The following is a 13,736-nucleotide window of genomic DNA, read 5'->3' as shown; positions in this document are numbered from 1 at the left end:
GACAATGAGACAAGATGCGTAAGAGCATATCATAGAAAAAGCAGAGGCAAAAATTTGCTCAAGAGAGCTTAAAAGACGGGGGTTAACTACAGCCTCAATCAATGGGAAGCAGGGCGTAGTTCGTAATGGCTATTCGGATGGCGTTTATTCGATATCGAAATGACGGCCGCGACCTTCATACTCCTACTGGTATTGCAGGACTTTTTCTACTACTGGTTTCATAGTGCCAGTCATCGGGGGCTATCACTTAGACAGCGCCTAAAGTTAGTGCTCTCTCCACCTGATGATTAAAAAAAGACCCGCGATTGCGGGTCTTCCATTTTATGCGATTTCGAGAATGATCTTCTCGAGTTTATCCAAGCCTTCTTCAAGAACTTCTGGCTCAATAGTCAGTGGTGGTAACAGACGAATAACGTTGGCTTTAACACCACATGACAACAGAATTAAACCATTTTCCTGTGCCTTGCTGATCACCGCTTTGGTCATATCCTGAAGAGGCTGACCTGTTTGAGGATCAGTAAATTCGATGGCCATCATCGCACCGTAGGTACGCACTTCGCCAATCGCAGGGACAGACTGTTGCAGTTTCATCATACGAGCATTAACCACTTCACCAATACCTTGGGCTTTAGCGCATAAATCGAGCTCTTCGATAATTTTGAGCACTTCCAGACCAGCGGCACAGCCAAGAGGCGAACCCGCGTAGGTGCCACCTAAACCACCCGGTAGTGCCGAGTCCATAACATCACTCTTACCGACAACGGCTGAGATTGGGTAACCACCCGCGATTCCTTTCGCCATCGTCATCATGTCAGGCTCAATGTCGAGATACTCAGTGGCAAACATCTTGCCGGTACGCGCAAAGCCGGTTTGGATCTCATCGGCAATCAACATGATGCCATGCTTATCACACACTTGACGCAGCCCTTGAGCGAACTCTTTCGGTGCCTTGTAGAAACCACCTTCACCTTGCACTGGTTCGAAAATGATCGCAGCAACGCGTGATGGTTCGATATCACAAGCAAACAGATCTTCTATCGCTTGTAGACTCTGCTGGACGCTAATGCCGTGGAAAGCATTCGGAAATGGCGCATGGAAAATCTCATTTGGGAACGGCCCAAAACCCGCCTTGTATGGAGCCACTTTACCCGTCAGTCCCATGGTCATGTTAGTACGACCGTGGAACCCCCCTTTAAATGCAATCACACCACTACGACCGGTATGAGCTCGAGCGATTTTTACTGCGTTCTCTACCGCTTCCGCACCCGTGGTGAGGAAAATCGCTTTTTTAGCCGATGGGCCCGGAGCAAGCTCTGTCAGCTTCTCTGCCAGTTCAACAAACGAGGCATACGGGGTGACCATGGCACAAGTATGGGAGAACTTATCAATCTGAGCTTTTACCGCTTCACTGATACGCTTGTTAGCGTGACCTGTGTTGGTTACAGCGATTCCCGCCGCGAAGTCGATGTATTTATTGCCTTCAATATCCCACACGTGGGCATTATCGGCTTTCTCAACATAGAGTGGGTACATAGCGCCCATACCCTGAGCAATGACCTGACTTCTTCTTTGATGTAGTTGTTGGTTGTTCATTAATTTTTCCTTAAATTAGTTGCCGCCAAAGCAGAGATATTTCACGTCCATGTATTCATCGATACCCTGCTTAGCCCCTTCACGGCCAATGCCTGACTGTTTGACACCGCCAAACGGTGCCACTTCCGTAGAGATAATACCTTCGTTAATTCCAACCATGCCGTACTGCAACGCTTCAGCAATTTTCCACACACGGTGAATATTCTGGCTGTAAAAATAAGAAGCCAATCCATAGATGGTGTCATTGGCCATCTCAATCAGTTGCTCATCATTGTCAAAAGCAATCACGGGAGCGACTGGGCCAAAGATCTCTTCCGAAACGATCTTCATGTCATGGGTAACATTTTTCAGAATCACTGGCTGAATAAAGAGTCCATCAAGTTGCTTCAACTCACTGACAGGCTGCGCACCTTGTTCAATCGCACCATCAATCAAGCTTTGAATTCCCTGCTTAGCAGATTCGCTAATCACAGGACCAATGGTGACGCCCTGTTCAAGACCATTACCGACTTTGAGGTTTTGAACAGCAGCGTCAAACTTGGCAACAAACTCGTCATAAACCGTGCTGTGAACATAGAAGCGGTTGGCACAAACACAAGTCTGGCCAGCGTTACGGAACTTAGACGCCATTGCACCTGCTACCGCCGCATCGATATCCGCGTCATCAAAAACGATAAACGGCGCGTTGCCACCCAGTTCCATCGACGTGCGTTTAATGTCGTGCGCACTTTGCTGCATTAGAATGCTGCCCACTTTAGTAGAGCCTGTGAAAGACAGCTTACGAATCAGAGGATGAGAGGTAAAAATAGCACCAACCTGACGTGAATCTTCACCAAGCACCACCTGAAGTACATCACGTGGGATACCCGCCTGATACGCTAGCTCAACCACCGCAAACGCCGATAGCGGCGTAGACTCTGATGGCTTAACCACAAAGCTACAGCCCGCAGCCAATGCTGGGCCAGCCTTACGGGTAATCATCGCAATCGGGAAGTTCCACGGGGTAATCGCACAAGCCACACCAATCGGTTGTTTGATGGTTAGCAAACGCTTGTCGCCACTTGGCGCAGGAATCGTTTCACCGTATGTGCGTTTTGCTTCCTCAGCAAACCACTCAATAAAGCTCGCGCCATAAGCCACTTCACCTTCTGCCTCTGCAAGTGGTTTGCCTTGCTCTAACGTCATTAAACGGCCGAGGTCTTGTTTATTTTCCAATAGCAATTGATGCCAGCGCAATAACAAAGCACCGCGTGCTTTCGCAGACCTCGCCGCCCACTCTTTCTGCGCAACACTTGAACGTTCAATGCCATCTAAAATGGATTGCTGAGACGAAACAGGAGCAAAGCCAAGTCGTTCTCCGGTTGCAGGGTTGGTCACGGCAATGCCTTGCTCTTCACTCGGCACCATAAACGAAAGAAGACTTTGATTAATAATTTGTTGCATGGTGATTCCTTTTGAAAGCTAGTGTTCGCCACGCAATCAGTTCTAACGTGGCTTATGATTTATTTATGCTGGGATCTGCTGCGTTATACAGTGGATGTTCCCACCTCCTAACAGCACTTCTCTTGTCGGTATCCCAATAATTTGATGATCCGGCATTGCGCTCTGTAGCACAGAGATCGCCTCAGCATCGGTTCTATCATCAAGGAGAGGCAAAAATACATAGCCATTTACGATAAGAAAGTTTGCATAAGACGCACTTAAGCGTTCCCCTGCTTCTCGGCTCATTCCTTCGCTTACCTCAATACCTTGCGCTTCATTCTCACTGTAATGCAGTGGGCCAGGCAAAGGTAAACGCACAATTTCAATCTCACGACCTTGCGCATCGGTCTGTGATTTGAGCACCCGTTCCGCTTCGCGCGATAGATGATATTGAGGATCACTTGGGTCATCCGTCCAACTCAGCACCACTTTAGCGGGAGCAATAACGTGCATAAGATTATCAACATGGCCATCCGTCTCATCATTAAATAAGCCGTTAGGAAGCCAAATCACTTTCTCTATGCTGAGGTACTCCTTGAGTTGCTGTTCGATCTGCTGCTTGGTCAGTAAAGGGTTACGACCAGGACTAAGTAAACACTCTTCAGTGGTATACAAGGTGCCCTCACCATCGGTATGAATCGAACCGCCTTCAAGGACAAATGGCGCACGGTAGTGATCGATGCCGATGATGTCACACACCGAACTGGCGACGAGATCGTCTTGTTGCCAGTTGTCATATAAACCGTTGTACTCACCGCCCCAAGCATTAAACTGCCAGCTAATACCACGACGTTCACCACTCTCGTTTACCAAGACTGTCGGGCCAATATCACGCATCCAAGCATCGTTGCATGGGATTTCAACTAACCGAATTTCAGGCTGAAGTAAGTCACGAGCGTGATCAAACTGTTTGCTACTTACCGCAACACAGACTTTCGTCACTTCAGAAATCGCATTGGCGATACGAGCAAAAGTTAGCTGAGCGGGTAAGGCGTCATCACGCCAGTTGTCACGTCTTTCTGGCCATGCTAGCCAAACTTGGCTAACCGGCTGAAACTCAGCCGGAAAATAGAAGCCATCTTGTGCAGGCGTTGAAAATAACTGCATTGCAATGCCTCCTATACTGCAAGCTTGCCTACACTAGCGTAGAGATCTGGGCGACGGTCACGGAACAAGCCCCAAGAGTGACGCGCTTTCGCGGTCTGCTCCAAATCGATCTCAGCGTAAATGATTGCCTCACCTTCGCGCGGTGCTTCCGCAAGCTTGCCTCCAGTGTGGTCAGTAATGAACGAAGAGCCGTAGAAGGTCGTCTCGATACCATCATCGACTTCCGTTCCTACTCGGTTGGAAGCAATCACTGGAACGAGATTCGCGGCAGAATGCCCCTGCATTGTGCGTTGCCAATGATCTCGTGAATCCAGTGTTGGATCCTGAGGCTCAGAGCCAATCGCCGTTGGATAAAAAATTGCTTCCGCGCCATGAAGAGCCAAACTGCGCGCAAGCTCTGGAAACCATTGATCCCAGCAAATACCTGCACCAAACTTACCAAACTTAGTCTGCCAAACCTTAAATCCGGTATCGCCAGGGCTGAAGTAGTACTTCTCGCTGTAACCTGGGCCATCAGGAATATGAGACTTACGGTAATTGTCCAGTACGGTTCCATCTGCATCGATCATTACCAACGAGTTAAAGAAAGTGTTGCCTGCTTTCTCAAAGTAGCTAACTGGAATCACCACACCAAGTTCTTTGGCCAATTCACTCATCTCTTTAATCAGATGACAGTGAGCGGTCTCTTGGGCCAACTCAAAGTACTTCGCTTCCTGCTTTTTGCAGAAATAAGGCGCTGCAAAAAGCTCTTGAGGCAAAATCACATTTGCGCCATTTGCCGCAGCTTCACGGATCGCGGCTTTAGCTTTGTTGAGGTTATCTTCCAGATCCCAGCTGATGGTTAGCTGTAGAGCGGCAAACTTCACGACTTTACTCATTGGATATTCCTTATCTTTTGTTCCTAAATCGCCAATTTATCTCTCAGGTTGTAATACGCCGCCCCCATAGCCGTAAACGGGATCTGGAAGTGACGACCACCTGGGAAAGCGTAGTGTCTAAGGGCAGCAAATGCGTCAAAACGTTCTGCATGTCCTGTTAATGCTTCTGCTAGTAACTTGCCAGCCAAATGGGTACAAGTTACCCCATGGCCGCTGTAGCCTTGCAGGTAGTAGATGTTGTCGGCAAACGAGCCAAACTGAGGCATACGTGAATAGGTCAACAAGAAGTTCCCTGTCCATCTGTAGTCAATTTTAATGCCCTTAAGCTGAGGAAAGACGGTTTCCATCTTAGGTCTAATGATGGCTTCGATATTCTCTGGATCGCGAGCGCCGTATACCACACCACCACCAAACAGCAGGCGTTTATCCGCACTAAGACGGAAGTAGTCCAGTAGGTAGTTGCAATCTTCCACACAATAATCGGTTGGCAAGATCTGTTTGAGTAACTCTTCTGACAATGGCTCTGTTGCCACGACCTGAGTACCGCATGGAATCGCTTTATTACTGATGTTCGGCGCTAACCCACCTAAGTAAGCATTGCCAGCGAGCACTAAGTATTTGGCTTTCACACTGCCATGCGCGGTTTTAGCAACTGGATTAGCGCCTTTTTCAATCGCAGTGACTGCCGACTGTTCAAAGATTTGCCCACCAAGAGAGACGAATGCTGCCGCTTCACCCAACGCAAGTTTAAGTGGATGAATATGTCCGCCACGCATATCAAGCAGACCACCAGAGTAGACTTTGGTGCCGACCGCTTGCTCAATCTCGTTAGCATCAAGCAAGGTAAGCTGATCATTACCGTAGCGTTCCCAGTTCTTCTTATGCTCTTCCAGCCCTTTAAGCTGCTTTTTATTTAGCGAGGTAAACAGACCACCCTGTTTATGGTCACAATCAATATTGTATTTATCAATCAGGCCACGAATGATATCGCCACCTTCAAAAATCATTTCACAAAGCGCTTTTGCCTGAGCATGGTCGTAACGGCTTTCTAGTACATCAACATCTCGGCTGTAGCTATTGACGATTTGTCCACCGTTACGACCCGTTGCTCCAAAGCCCACTTTTGCGCTCTCCAGCACCACCACTTTGAAACCTTTTTCGGCCAAATGCAGGGCAGAAGAGAGTCCTGAGAATCCTGCCCCTACGACACAAACATCACACTCAATGTGGTCTTGCAGTTGCGGGTAGTCAGGCATATTGGGGACAGAATGGGCGTAGAACGAATCCGTATGCTTGTTCATAGAGATATTCCTTTATTAATCTTCAGCAGGCTTAAGGGTGTAGACGAATCCAAGTCGTCTTAGTTTCAGTGAATTTCTCGATGGCATGCAGCGATTTGTCGCGGCCATTACCACTCATCTTGAATCCACCAAACGGGACAGTCATGTCACCTTCGTTGTAGTTATTGACCCAGACCGAGCCCGCCTGTAGCTGTTTCGCTACACGGTGAACACGGTTGATGTTGCTACTCCAAAGTGCTGCACCAAGGCCATATTGTGAGTCATTGGCAATCTCAATAGCTTGCGCTTCATCCTTGAATGGAATCACGCACAATACCGGACCAAAGATCTCTTCCTGAGCCACTTTCATTTTGTTGTCGACGTTGTCAAGAATGGTTGGTTCGACGAAAGCGCCTTGACCCTGAACGTCGCCACCACAGCGAAGCGTCGCGCCTTCAGACTGACCAAGAAGGATATACTCAAGCACCTTGGCTTTGTGCTCCTTGTCGATCAATGCCCCCATTGATGAGGAGGTGTCTAGAGGATCTTTCGGCATAAATGCCTGTGCCGCTGAAATCACTTTATCGACAAAGCGATCCTTAATGCTTTCATGCACCAACAGACGCGTCGCAGCAACACATACTTCACCTTGGTTGTAGAAACATCCCGCCGCAGTTTCCGCTGCTGCGCGATCCAAATCGTCACAGTCCTCAAAGACGATGTTGGCGTTCTTACCACCCGCTTCGGCGAATACTCGCTTCAGGTTTGTTTCACCTGAACTGATCATTAGCTGACCCGCGATTCGGGTTGAACCAGTAAACGCGATGCAATCAACATCATGATGTTTAGCCAAAGCGTCACCAGCTTCATGTCCAAAACCGGTGACGACTTGGAAAACACCTTTTGGCAGACCTGCCTGCTCGGCAAGTTGACCTAAGTAGATAGCCGTTAGAGATGATTTTTCAGACGGTTTGAGGATGACACTGTTGCCCGCCGCAAGCGCGGGTCCAAGTTTCCAGCACGCAATCCACAAAGGGAAGTTCCAAGGAACGACTGCGGCAACAACGCCTATAGGTTGATGAGAAATAAAGGCATGAACATTTTTTTCTGTTGGTGCGACTTCCCCATAAACTTTATCAATTGCTTCTGCATACCAGCGCAATGAATTGGCTGCGCCAGGTACGTCCGTTGATACACTATGAGAAATAGGTTTGCCGGTGTCTAAGGTTTCAAGCAGTGCTAATTGCTCACAATGCTGCTCGATGAGATCGGCAAATTTATACAGAACTGCCTTACGCTTGGCAGGAGCACTGTTGCTCCAATCGCCAGCTTTAAAAGCATCTCGGGCATATTTAACCGCAAGATCGACATCTTCACTTTGGCAACGAGCGATATCAGTCAGTTTTTCATCCGTTGCAGGATTGAATACGCCTAACGTTTGACCACTTTGTGCTTCACAATACTCGCCATTCAGGTAAGCTCGGCTCTCAATGACGAGATTGTTTTTGAGTTCAATCCATTGCTCTTGGGTTTTCATACGCCCTCCTTGTTTATCACAACAAGGCAAGGCCCACTTAGAATGTGGTCGGCGTATGCGCGCTTATCATTCGACAAGCCTTGTCTGTGTGATTCGTAAACTTATGCGGTTTCATCGTATCAATAACGTACGATTCGCCCTGCTTGATAAGATAAGATTTTCCTCGGTATTCAAGAGTAATTTCCCCCTCAAGAACCGTACCTATCTCTTCACCTTCGTGTCTGATTTCTCGTGCACCCGTGGTACCGTGCGGAGCATATTCTTCAATCAGGAATCCGATCACCTGATCTTTGCTACCATTGGTGACAAGTTTCATCGAAACCGATTCGCTGCCCATTTCAACCAGCTCATCCTGTGTCACGACAACCTTCGTTTCATCACTTTGATCATTTTCAACAATGAAAAACTCAGAAAGTGACAAAGAAAAAACATTAACTATTTTCTGTAACGAACTCACTGACGGGCTGACTTTGCCATTCTCAATTGAAGAAATCGCGCTGTGTGTAATGCCCGCTCGCTCAGCGAGTTCGCGTTGTGACAATCCATTTTGTTTTCTTAACTGAACAATATTTTTACCAATCTCTTGATTGTCCATTCATTCTGCTCCTGATTTATACAGAGGCAGCCATCATAAATTCTTTGAATAAAATTTGAGAGAAATGATTGGTTTTTGCTTGCCATTCTGGGTGCCACTGCACGCCAACGAAAAATTTTTGTCCTGGCAGGCTAAAGGCTTCTATCAGACCATCAGGGGCCTTAGCCTCTATTTGCAACTGTGGTGCGAGTTGGTCGACCCCTTGATTGTGTAGGGTGTTTACTTCGAACAAACTGGTGTTCTGCCACTGGTTTTCCGTTAACCATTGCTCAAACAAGCTCTCTTTCTGAACGAGCACAGCATGGGCTGGTGCATATTTTTGTTCAAAATCTTCAACAGGTTTCTCTCTATGGTCACTAAAACCAGAGTCGTGAACGGCTGGATTCAAGGAACCACCGAGCGCCACATTCATCTCTTGGAACCCTCGACAGATCCCCAAACAAGGAATGTCTTTATCAACTGCGAGTCGAATAAGAGAGAATGCCAGCTCATCGCGCTTCTCATCTTTGTTTGCTTCTTCATGCGTTGCGTTATAGCGATGCGGAGCAACGTTCGAATGACTTCCAGGAAACAAAAATCCATCACACAATTCGACAAGGGTTTGCATATCTTCTTGTGGTAAGTCCGGAGCCAGAATCAGAGGTAGACCGCCAAAATCCTTTACTGCACGAAGATAAAAGTCATTAACTGACTGAATCTTGTAACCACCTAGCTGTTTCGCGCAGCTGACGACACCAATGACGGGTTTGCTTGTTTTAGCCATGATGCTTCCGTGTTCAATTTATTTAACATTCACACTACAAACCATGTACAAAATTATCAACAGCAATGTTCGATATTCTGACCAAATCGTGACCAACCCCTCCTTTTTGGTCAAAAAAGAACCATTTTTTGCTCAATATATTGAGCAAAATGCCATCACCTGTTACAAAATAGTTAACAAAACAAACCCACAATGAACTCTCCGCTTTCATGCAAACGAAGTTAAATCATTGTATATAAACAAAATAATTGTCATTACTTAGACTTTGGTCTAAAGAATGTAACTTAATTGTTAAATCAATTATTTTTAGCTCGCCGCTCGTCAGGCTACTTGGAGAACTAAAAATGGAATCGTATTTACAGGAAGTTAAAAATTTTAGACAGCAATGGCCAGAAATAGAGTTTGTCGACCTGATCTTCACTGACATAAACGCCACTCCACGTGGTAAACGCATCCCAGTGAGTGGACTCGACAAACTGCATAAAGGGGTCGCTCTCCCTTTATCTACCATTACCTTGGATACCAAAGGAAATGTAGTGGAGTCTGCTGGGCTTGGCGAAGATTTGGGCGAACCTGACAATATGTGCTTTCCTATCGCCGATACACTCATGCCAACGGCAAAACCTCAAGTGGGTCAATTACTGTTGAGCATGATGGATGAAACGGGAGTAAACCCAAACTCTCTATTTATTCGCAATATTGTTGGCGGCATGGTCGAAAAACTGCACCGAAAAAACCTTTATCCCTGCATTGCTCTAGAACTTGAGTTCTACCTAATTGATAAGAAACGCGGTGAGAATGGAGAATTGCAAACCGCCATTAACCCGACCAAACACGTCCGTGAAAAAGATACTGAAGTTTATGACCTTGGTGGTCTGGATGATTATGCCGACTTCCTGTCCGATCTAAGTAAAGTGGCTCAAGAGCAAGGGTTGAACACATCGGGTGCCTTATCTGAATCTGCACCAGGGCAGTTTGAAATCAACTTCAACCATTCAAAAGATGTGTTGCGAGTGTGTGATGAAATCATCATCGCAAAACGCGTCATCCGTCAGGTTGCCAACCAACATGGTTTTGATGCCACTTTTATGGCCAAACCTTTTGCAGAGCAAGCTGGTAATGGCATGCATATCCACATCAGCCTTGTCGACGAAGAAGGTAACAACCACTTTAGCCTCGCTGATGGAAGTGAGAGCCCGCTGTTTTATCAGACTATCGCGGCAATGCTAGCGCAAACATCCGATTCAATGGCGTTAATCTGCCCTAATATCAACTCTTTCCGTCGCTTTGTGCCTGGTGCTTATGTACCTACCCAAGCTGACTGGGGAGTAAACCACCGTGGTGTCGCACTACGCGTACCAATTAGCGACAGCAAGAACCGTCGTATTGAGCACCGTATTGCAGGCGCAGATGTGAACCCCTACATTCTCGCAGCTGTCGTGCTCTCCGCGGTGCTGGCAAGCGAAAACTATACCAAAGAACAATGCCCTCCTTCTCTTAGTGATAATGCTGTTGACTTACCTGTGCGAATGTCTGAAGCTCTGGATCAATTGGAACACAGCGAGTTGGCTCAATACATCTCGAGAGAATTCATCGATTTATTCCTAGCCTGCAAACGGAGTGAACTCGCGGAATTTGAGCGAGCCGTTACTCCCCTAGAAATCGATTGGATGTTGCACTCAGCTTAACAAAGGACTGACAAGCTATGACGACTCAAACAAAGGTGCTGGATGCGCCATTTAAGATCAATACCCAACATATTGTGGTCACCTTACTGGTGATAGCGACCTTTATCTTCTTTACTGCTATTGGCCTTAGCCATGAAGAAGGTCAAGCTTATGGCTGGATGAGCCTGCTCCCAACAGCGTTAGTGCTCGTCTTTGCTCTCACGACACACCGTACAGTAGAAGCGCTATTTAGCGGCGCGATTGCTGGGGTTTTACTGCTAAATCCGGCACAAGCCGTTGAGCAGATAGTTGATATCTCAATGACGGTTATGATGGATGAAACCATTGCTTGGATCATTCTGGTCTGTGGCTTGATGGGCGGTCTGATCGCTATCCTTGAAAAAGGCGGCAGCATACTCAGTTTCTCAGATATGCTGGTGACCAAAGTGAAGAGCCGTCGCCAGTCGATGCTGATGACATTCGTACTGGGTATCGTGATCTTCATTGACGACTACTTGAACGCCATTGCAATCTCATCCTCAATGAAGAAGGTGACGGATGGCTACCAGATTTCACGTGAAAAGCTCTCTTATCTGGTTGACTCAACCGCAGCACCAATTTGTATTTTGGTACCGATTTCTACGTGGGCAATATTCTTTAGCTCACTTCTGGAAGCAAACAATGTGGCCGAATCTGGCGAAGGTATCAAGACCTACATTGAAGCCATCCCATACATGGCATACGGTTGGGTGACGCTAGCGATTGTTCTGCTGGTTGCACTCGAAAAGATCCCAGATCTTGGTGCGATGAAAAAAGCCGAGCAACGTGCTAAAAACGGACAAGTTCGCCCAGACGGCGCTGCTGACATCGATTTTGGTTCAGATATTTCAGCACACACCAGCCCAACTATGGGTCTTATCAACTTCCTACTTCCAATGGTCGTGCTTGTTGCGGCAAGCTGGTACTACGGTATCGATCTATTAGCAGGCGTCTTCGTTGCAATCATCTTTACGGTTTGTTTCTATGGGGTACAACGACTTATCTCAATGAACGACATGTTTGAGGCGATTTACGACGGCATCAAGGTCATGCTGTTACCTCTAGCAACCGTTATTGGTGGCTTCATGCTCAAAAACGTCAACGATTCACTAGGTGTGACTCAGTATGTTATTGAGACGGTTAGCCCTTACTTATCTGCATCCTACTTCCCTGCCATCATCTTTATGATCACTGGTGGCCTTGTGTTTGCGACTGCATCATCTTGGGGTACGTTTGCGGTAGCAATGCCGATTGTTCTTCCGCTAGGTGAACAACTTGGCGTGCCTCTACACCTAACTGTTGCAGCACTACTTTCTGCCTCAGCGGCAGGCAGCCACTCCTGTTTCTTCAGTGATTCAACTGTACTCTCTGCTCAAGGTTCTGGATGTACTTCGATGCAACATGCTACCACGCAGTTCCCGTATGCACTGATTGGTATTGTCGCTACATTCCTGTTCTTCCTATTCATCGGCTAACCACTCTTTTCACCGATGCAATCAGCCCCGCTTACGATAGCGGGGCTTTAACGTTAAGAGCATCGCAAATACCCCATAACATCTAGCAACAATCAAATCCAGGCAAAATATGCATACTGTTTTATAATATAGATTCATGGCTAGGTGCATTAAGGGTAGTTAAGATGAGAATCACAGACAAATCCCTCGTTGAACAACAAAAAATATCAGAAACCGAGTTAACACAAAGACTGCATCTTTTTAGGCTCACGACGAGTGATATCAACGAATTAAGGACGATGAAAGGGGTCATCTCTCGTCATTTAGATGCCATTGTTGATGACTTCTATACCCATCAAACTCGCAGCCCTGATGTCGAAACATTAATTGGTGATGCCGGTACATTACAGCGCTTAATGTCTGCACTAAGACAATACATTACCGATCTGTTCAGTAAAGATATCAATTTGGATTATGTCGAACATCGACTTCGTATCGGTCTAGTCCACAAACGCATCGGTGTAGACCCGAAAATGTATCTATCTTCGGTGAACTACCTCAAAGCGAAGCTGATCTCTACGATTCATGATCATTTGGATGATCCTAATTATGCTCAGATGCTGAGTGACATTCTCGACCGATTGATTGACTTTGATGTTTCTTATGTATTTGATACTTACATAAAAAGCATGATGAACGAAATCGAGATTGAGAAGAACAAATCCTTTCAGTACGTCAATGAGCTCGAGTCTATTGTTCAAGAAAGAACGCGAAGCCTTGAAAAGATGGCGCGTTTAGATCCGCTGACCAATCTCTATAACAAGCGCGCTTTTGAAGAGTTTACCAGTAAGTTGTTTTCAGAAGCACAACAACAAAACGATCCCGTCGCCATCGTCTATATCGATGTCGACAACTTTAAACACTTCAATGACCAGTTTGGTCATGAAGAAGGCGACAGCGTGTTGATTATTGTCTCTGATTGCCTCAGAGGCGCTTCTCGCAATGTTGACCTCTGCTTTAGAGTTGGTGGCGATGAGTTCGTGGTTGTCATGCCGAGTTGCACTAAAGAGTCCGCCGTCGAGAACTATATTCCACGCATGATGGAAAGCCTTGCCTCTCTGCGAAAAGATATATCGCTTAGCGTTGGTGTAGCACAGTCAGGTCCGAAAAATTACCTCTGCTGCCAGGATACTTTGGCACGAGCAGATAAAGATATGTACCTCAATAAGACTCGCAAATCGCCCAACAAAAATGAACAACCGCTAAAATGCGTAGCACTTAAAAAGTAACGGCATATCGCCCCTGCCGACTATTACTCACGATTCGGTAGGAATGAAATAT

11 protein-coding genes and 1 pseudogene are annotated in these 13,736 nt (G+C 46.7%); 4 read left to right on the top strand and 8 right to left on the bottom strand.

Going from position 1 to position 13,736, the window contains the following annotated elements:
• Positions 1 to 126: 126 nt before the first annotated feature.
• A pseudogene (locus tag ACQEXT_RS15435) lies at positions 127 to 237 on the top strand (sterol desaturase family protein); the annotation flags it as partial.
• Positions 238 to 321: 84 nt separating this feature from the next.
• On the opposite strand, the gene gabT reads toward ACQEXT_RS15435, so the two are convergent.
• From gabT to ACQEXT_RS15395, 8 genes are all read right to left on the bottom strand, one after another.
• Entirely contained in the window at positions 322 to 1,593 is a 1,272-nt protein-coding gene (gabT, locus tag ACQEXT_RS15430) for a 4-aminobutyrate--2-oxoglutarate transaminase (protein ID WP_331428353.1), read from the bottom strand.
• A 15-nt stretch (positions 1,594 to 1,608) separates the two neighbouring features.
• On the bottom strand, positions 1,609 to 3,036 hold the full coding sequence (locus tag ACQEXT_RS15425) for an NAD-dependent succinate-semialdehyde dehydrogenase (protein ID WP_331428352.1): 1,428 nt from the start codon (positions 3,034 to 3,036) through the stop codon (positions 1,609 to 1,611).
• Between the two features lie 63 nt (positions 3,037 to 3,099).
• A complete protein-coding gene (gene aguA / locus ACQEXT_RS15420) occupies positions 3,100 to 4,182 on the bottom strand; it encodes an agmatine deiminase (RefSeq protein ID WP_426952901.1) in 1,083 nt (360 codons plus the stop codon).
• Between the two features lie 11 nt (positions 4,183 to 4,193).
• Positions 4,194 to 5,060: an N-carbamoylputrescine amidase gene (gene aguB / locus ACQEXT_RS15415; RefSeq protein ID WP_138971142.1), complete on the bottom strand. Its 867-nt coding sequence runs from the start codon at positions 5,058 to 5,060 to the stop codon at positions 4,194 to 4,196.
• Positions 5,061 to 5,083: 23 nt separating this feature from the next.
• A complete protein-coding gene (locus tag ACQEXT_RS15410; protein WP_426952900.1) occupies positions 5,084 to 6,361 on the bottom strand; it encodes an NAD(P)/FAD-dependent oxidoreductase in 1,278 nt (425 codons plus the stop codon).
• A 31-nt stretch (positions 6,362 to 6,392) separates the two neighbouring features.
• Entirely contained in the window at positions 6,393 to 7,877 is a 1,485-nt protein-coding gene (locus ACQEXT_RS15405; RefSeq protein ID WP_269375246.1) for an aldehyde dehydrogenase, read from the bottom strand.
• Between the two features lie 37 nt (positions 7,878 to 7,914).
• A complete protein-coding gene (gene puuR, locus ACQEXT_RS15400) occupies positions 7,915 to 8,472 on the bottom strand; it encodes an HTH-type transcriptional regulator PuuR (protein ID WP_138971139.1) in 558 nt (185 codons plus the stop codon).
• Between the two features lie 16 nt (positions 8,473 to 8,488).
• On the bottom strand, positions 8,489 to 9,235 hold the full coding sequence (locus tag ACQEXT_RS15395; protein ID WP_426952898.1) for a gamma-glutamyl-gamma-aminobutyrate hydrolase family protein: 747 nt from the start codon (positions 9,233 to 9,235) through the stop codon (positions 8,489 to 8,491).
• A gap of 344 nt (positions 9,236 to 9,579) precedes the next feature.
• Between ACQEXT_RS15395 and ACQEXT_RS15390 the strand changes: the two genes are divergently transcribed.
• The 3 genes from ACQEXT_RS15390 (at position 9,580) to ACQEXT_RS15380 (ending at position 13,684) form a co-directional block, all read left to right on the top strand.
• Entirely contained in the window at positions 9,580 to 10,923 is a 1,344-nt protein-coding gene (locus ACQEXT_RS15390) for a glutamine synthetase family protein (RefSeq protein WP_138971136.1), read from the top strand.
• Between the two features lie 17 nt (positions 10,924 to 10,940).
• Positions 10,941 to 12,416, top strand: a complete 1,476-nt coding sequence (locus tag ACQEXT_RS15385) for a Na+/H+ antiporter NhaC family protein (RefSeq protein WP_138971135.1) — start codon at positions 10,941 to 10,943, stop codon at positions 12,414 to 12,416.
• 164 nt (positions 12,417 to 12,580) lie between these two features.
• Complete coding sequence (locus ACQEXT_RS15380; RefSeq protein WP_426952895.1) at positions 12,581 to 13,684, top strand: GGDEF domain-containing protein; 1,104 nt, start codon at positions 12,581 to 12,583, stop codon at positions 13,682 to 13,684.
• Positions 13,685 to 13,736 lie beyond the last annotated feature (52 nt).

The sequence above is a fragment of the Vibrio sp. TRT 29B02 genome (assembly GCF_050113655.1).
Lineage (GTDB): Bacteria > Pseudomonadota > Gammaproteobacteria > Enterobacterales > Vibrionaceae > Vibrio.
The sequence above is the reverse complement of the archived record's forward strand: the minus strand, read 5'-3'. Positions and strand labels throughout refer to the sequence as shown.

Coding starts and splice junctions, on each gene's coding strand:
- aguB (WP_138971142.1), bottom strand. CDS start 5,060: ATGAGTAAAGTCGTGAAGTTTGCCGCTCTACAGCTAACCATCAGCTGG.
- gabT (WP_331428353.1), bottom strand. CDS start 1,593: ATGAACAACCAACAACTACATCAAAGAAGAAGTCAGGTCATTGCTCAG.
- ACQEXT_RS15425 (WP_331428352.1), bottom strand. CDS start 3,036: ATGCAACAAATTATTAATCAAAGTCTTCTTTCGTTTATGGTGCCGAGT.
- ACQEXT_RS15385 (WP_138971135.1), top strand. CDS start 10,941: ATGACGACTCAAACAAAGGTGCTGGATGCGCCATTTAAGATCAATACC.
- ACQEXT_RS15410 (WP_426952900.1), bottom strand. CDS start 6,361: ATGAACAAGCATACGGATTCGTTCTACGCCCATTCTGTCCCCAATATG.
- ACQEXT_RS15380 (WP_426952895.1), top strand. CDS start 12,581: ATGAGAATCACAGACAAATCCCTCGTTGAACAACAAAAAATATCAGAA.
- ACQEXT_RS15395 (WP_426952898.1), bottom strand. CDS start 9,235: ATGGCTAAAACAAGCAAACCCGTCATTGGTGTCGTCAGCTGCGCGAAA.
- ACQEXT_RS15405 (WP_269375246.1), bottom strand. CDS start 7,877: ATGAAAACCCAAGAGCAATGGATTGAACTCAAAAACAATCTCGTCATT.
- ACQEXT_RS15390 (WP_138971136.1), top strand. CDS start 9,580: ATGGAATCGTATTTACAGGAAGTTAAAAATTTTAGACAGCAATGGCCA.
- puuR (WP_138971139.1), bottom strand. CDS start 8,472: ATGGACAATCAAGAGATTGGTAAAAATATTGTTCAGTTAAGAAAACAA.
- aguA (WP_426952901.1), bottom strand. CDS start 4,182: ATGCAGTTATTTTCAACGCCTGCACAAGATGGCTTCTATTTTCCGGCT.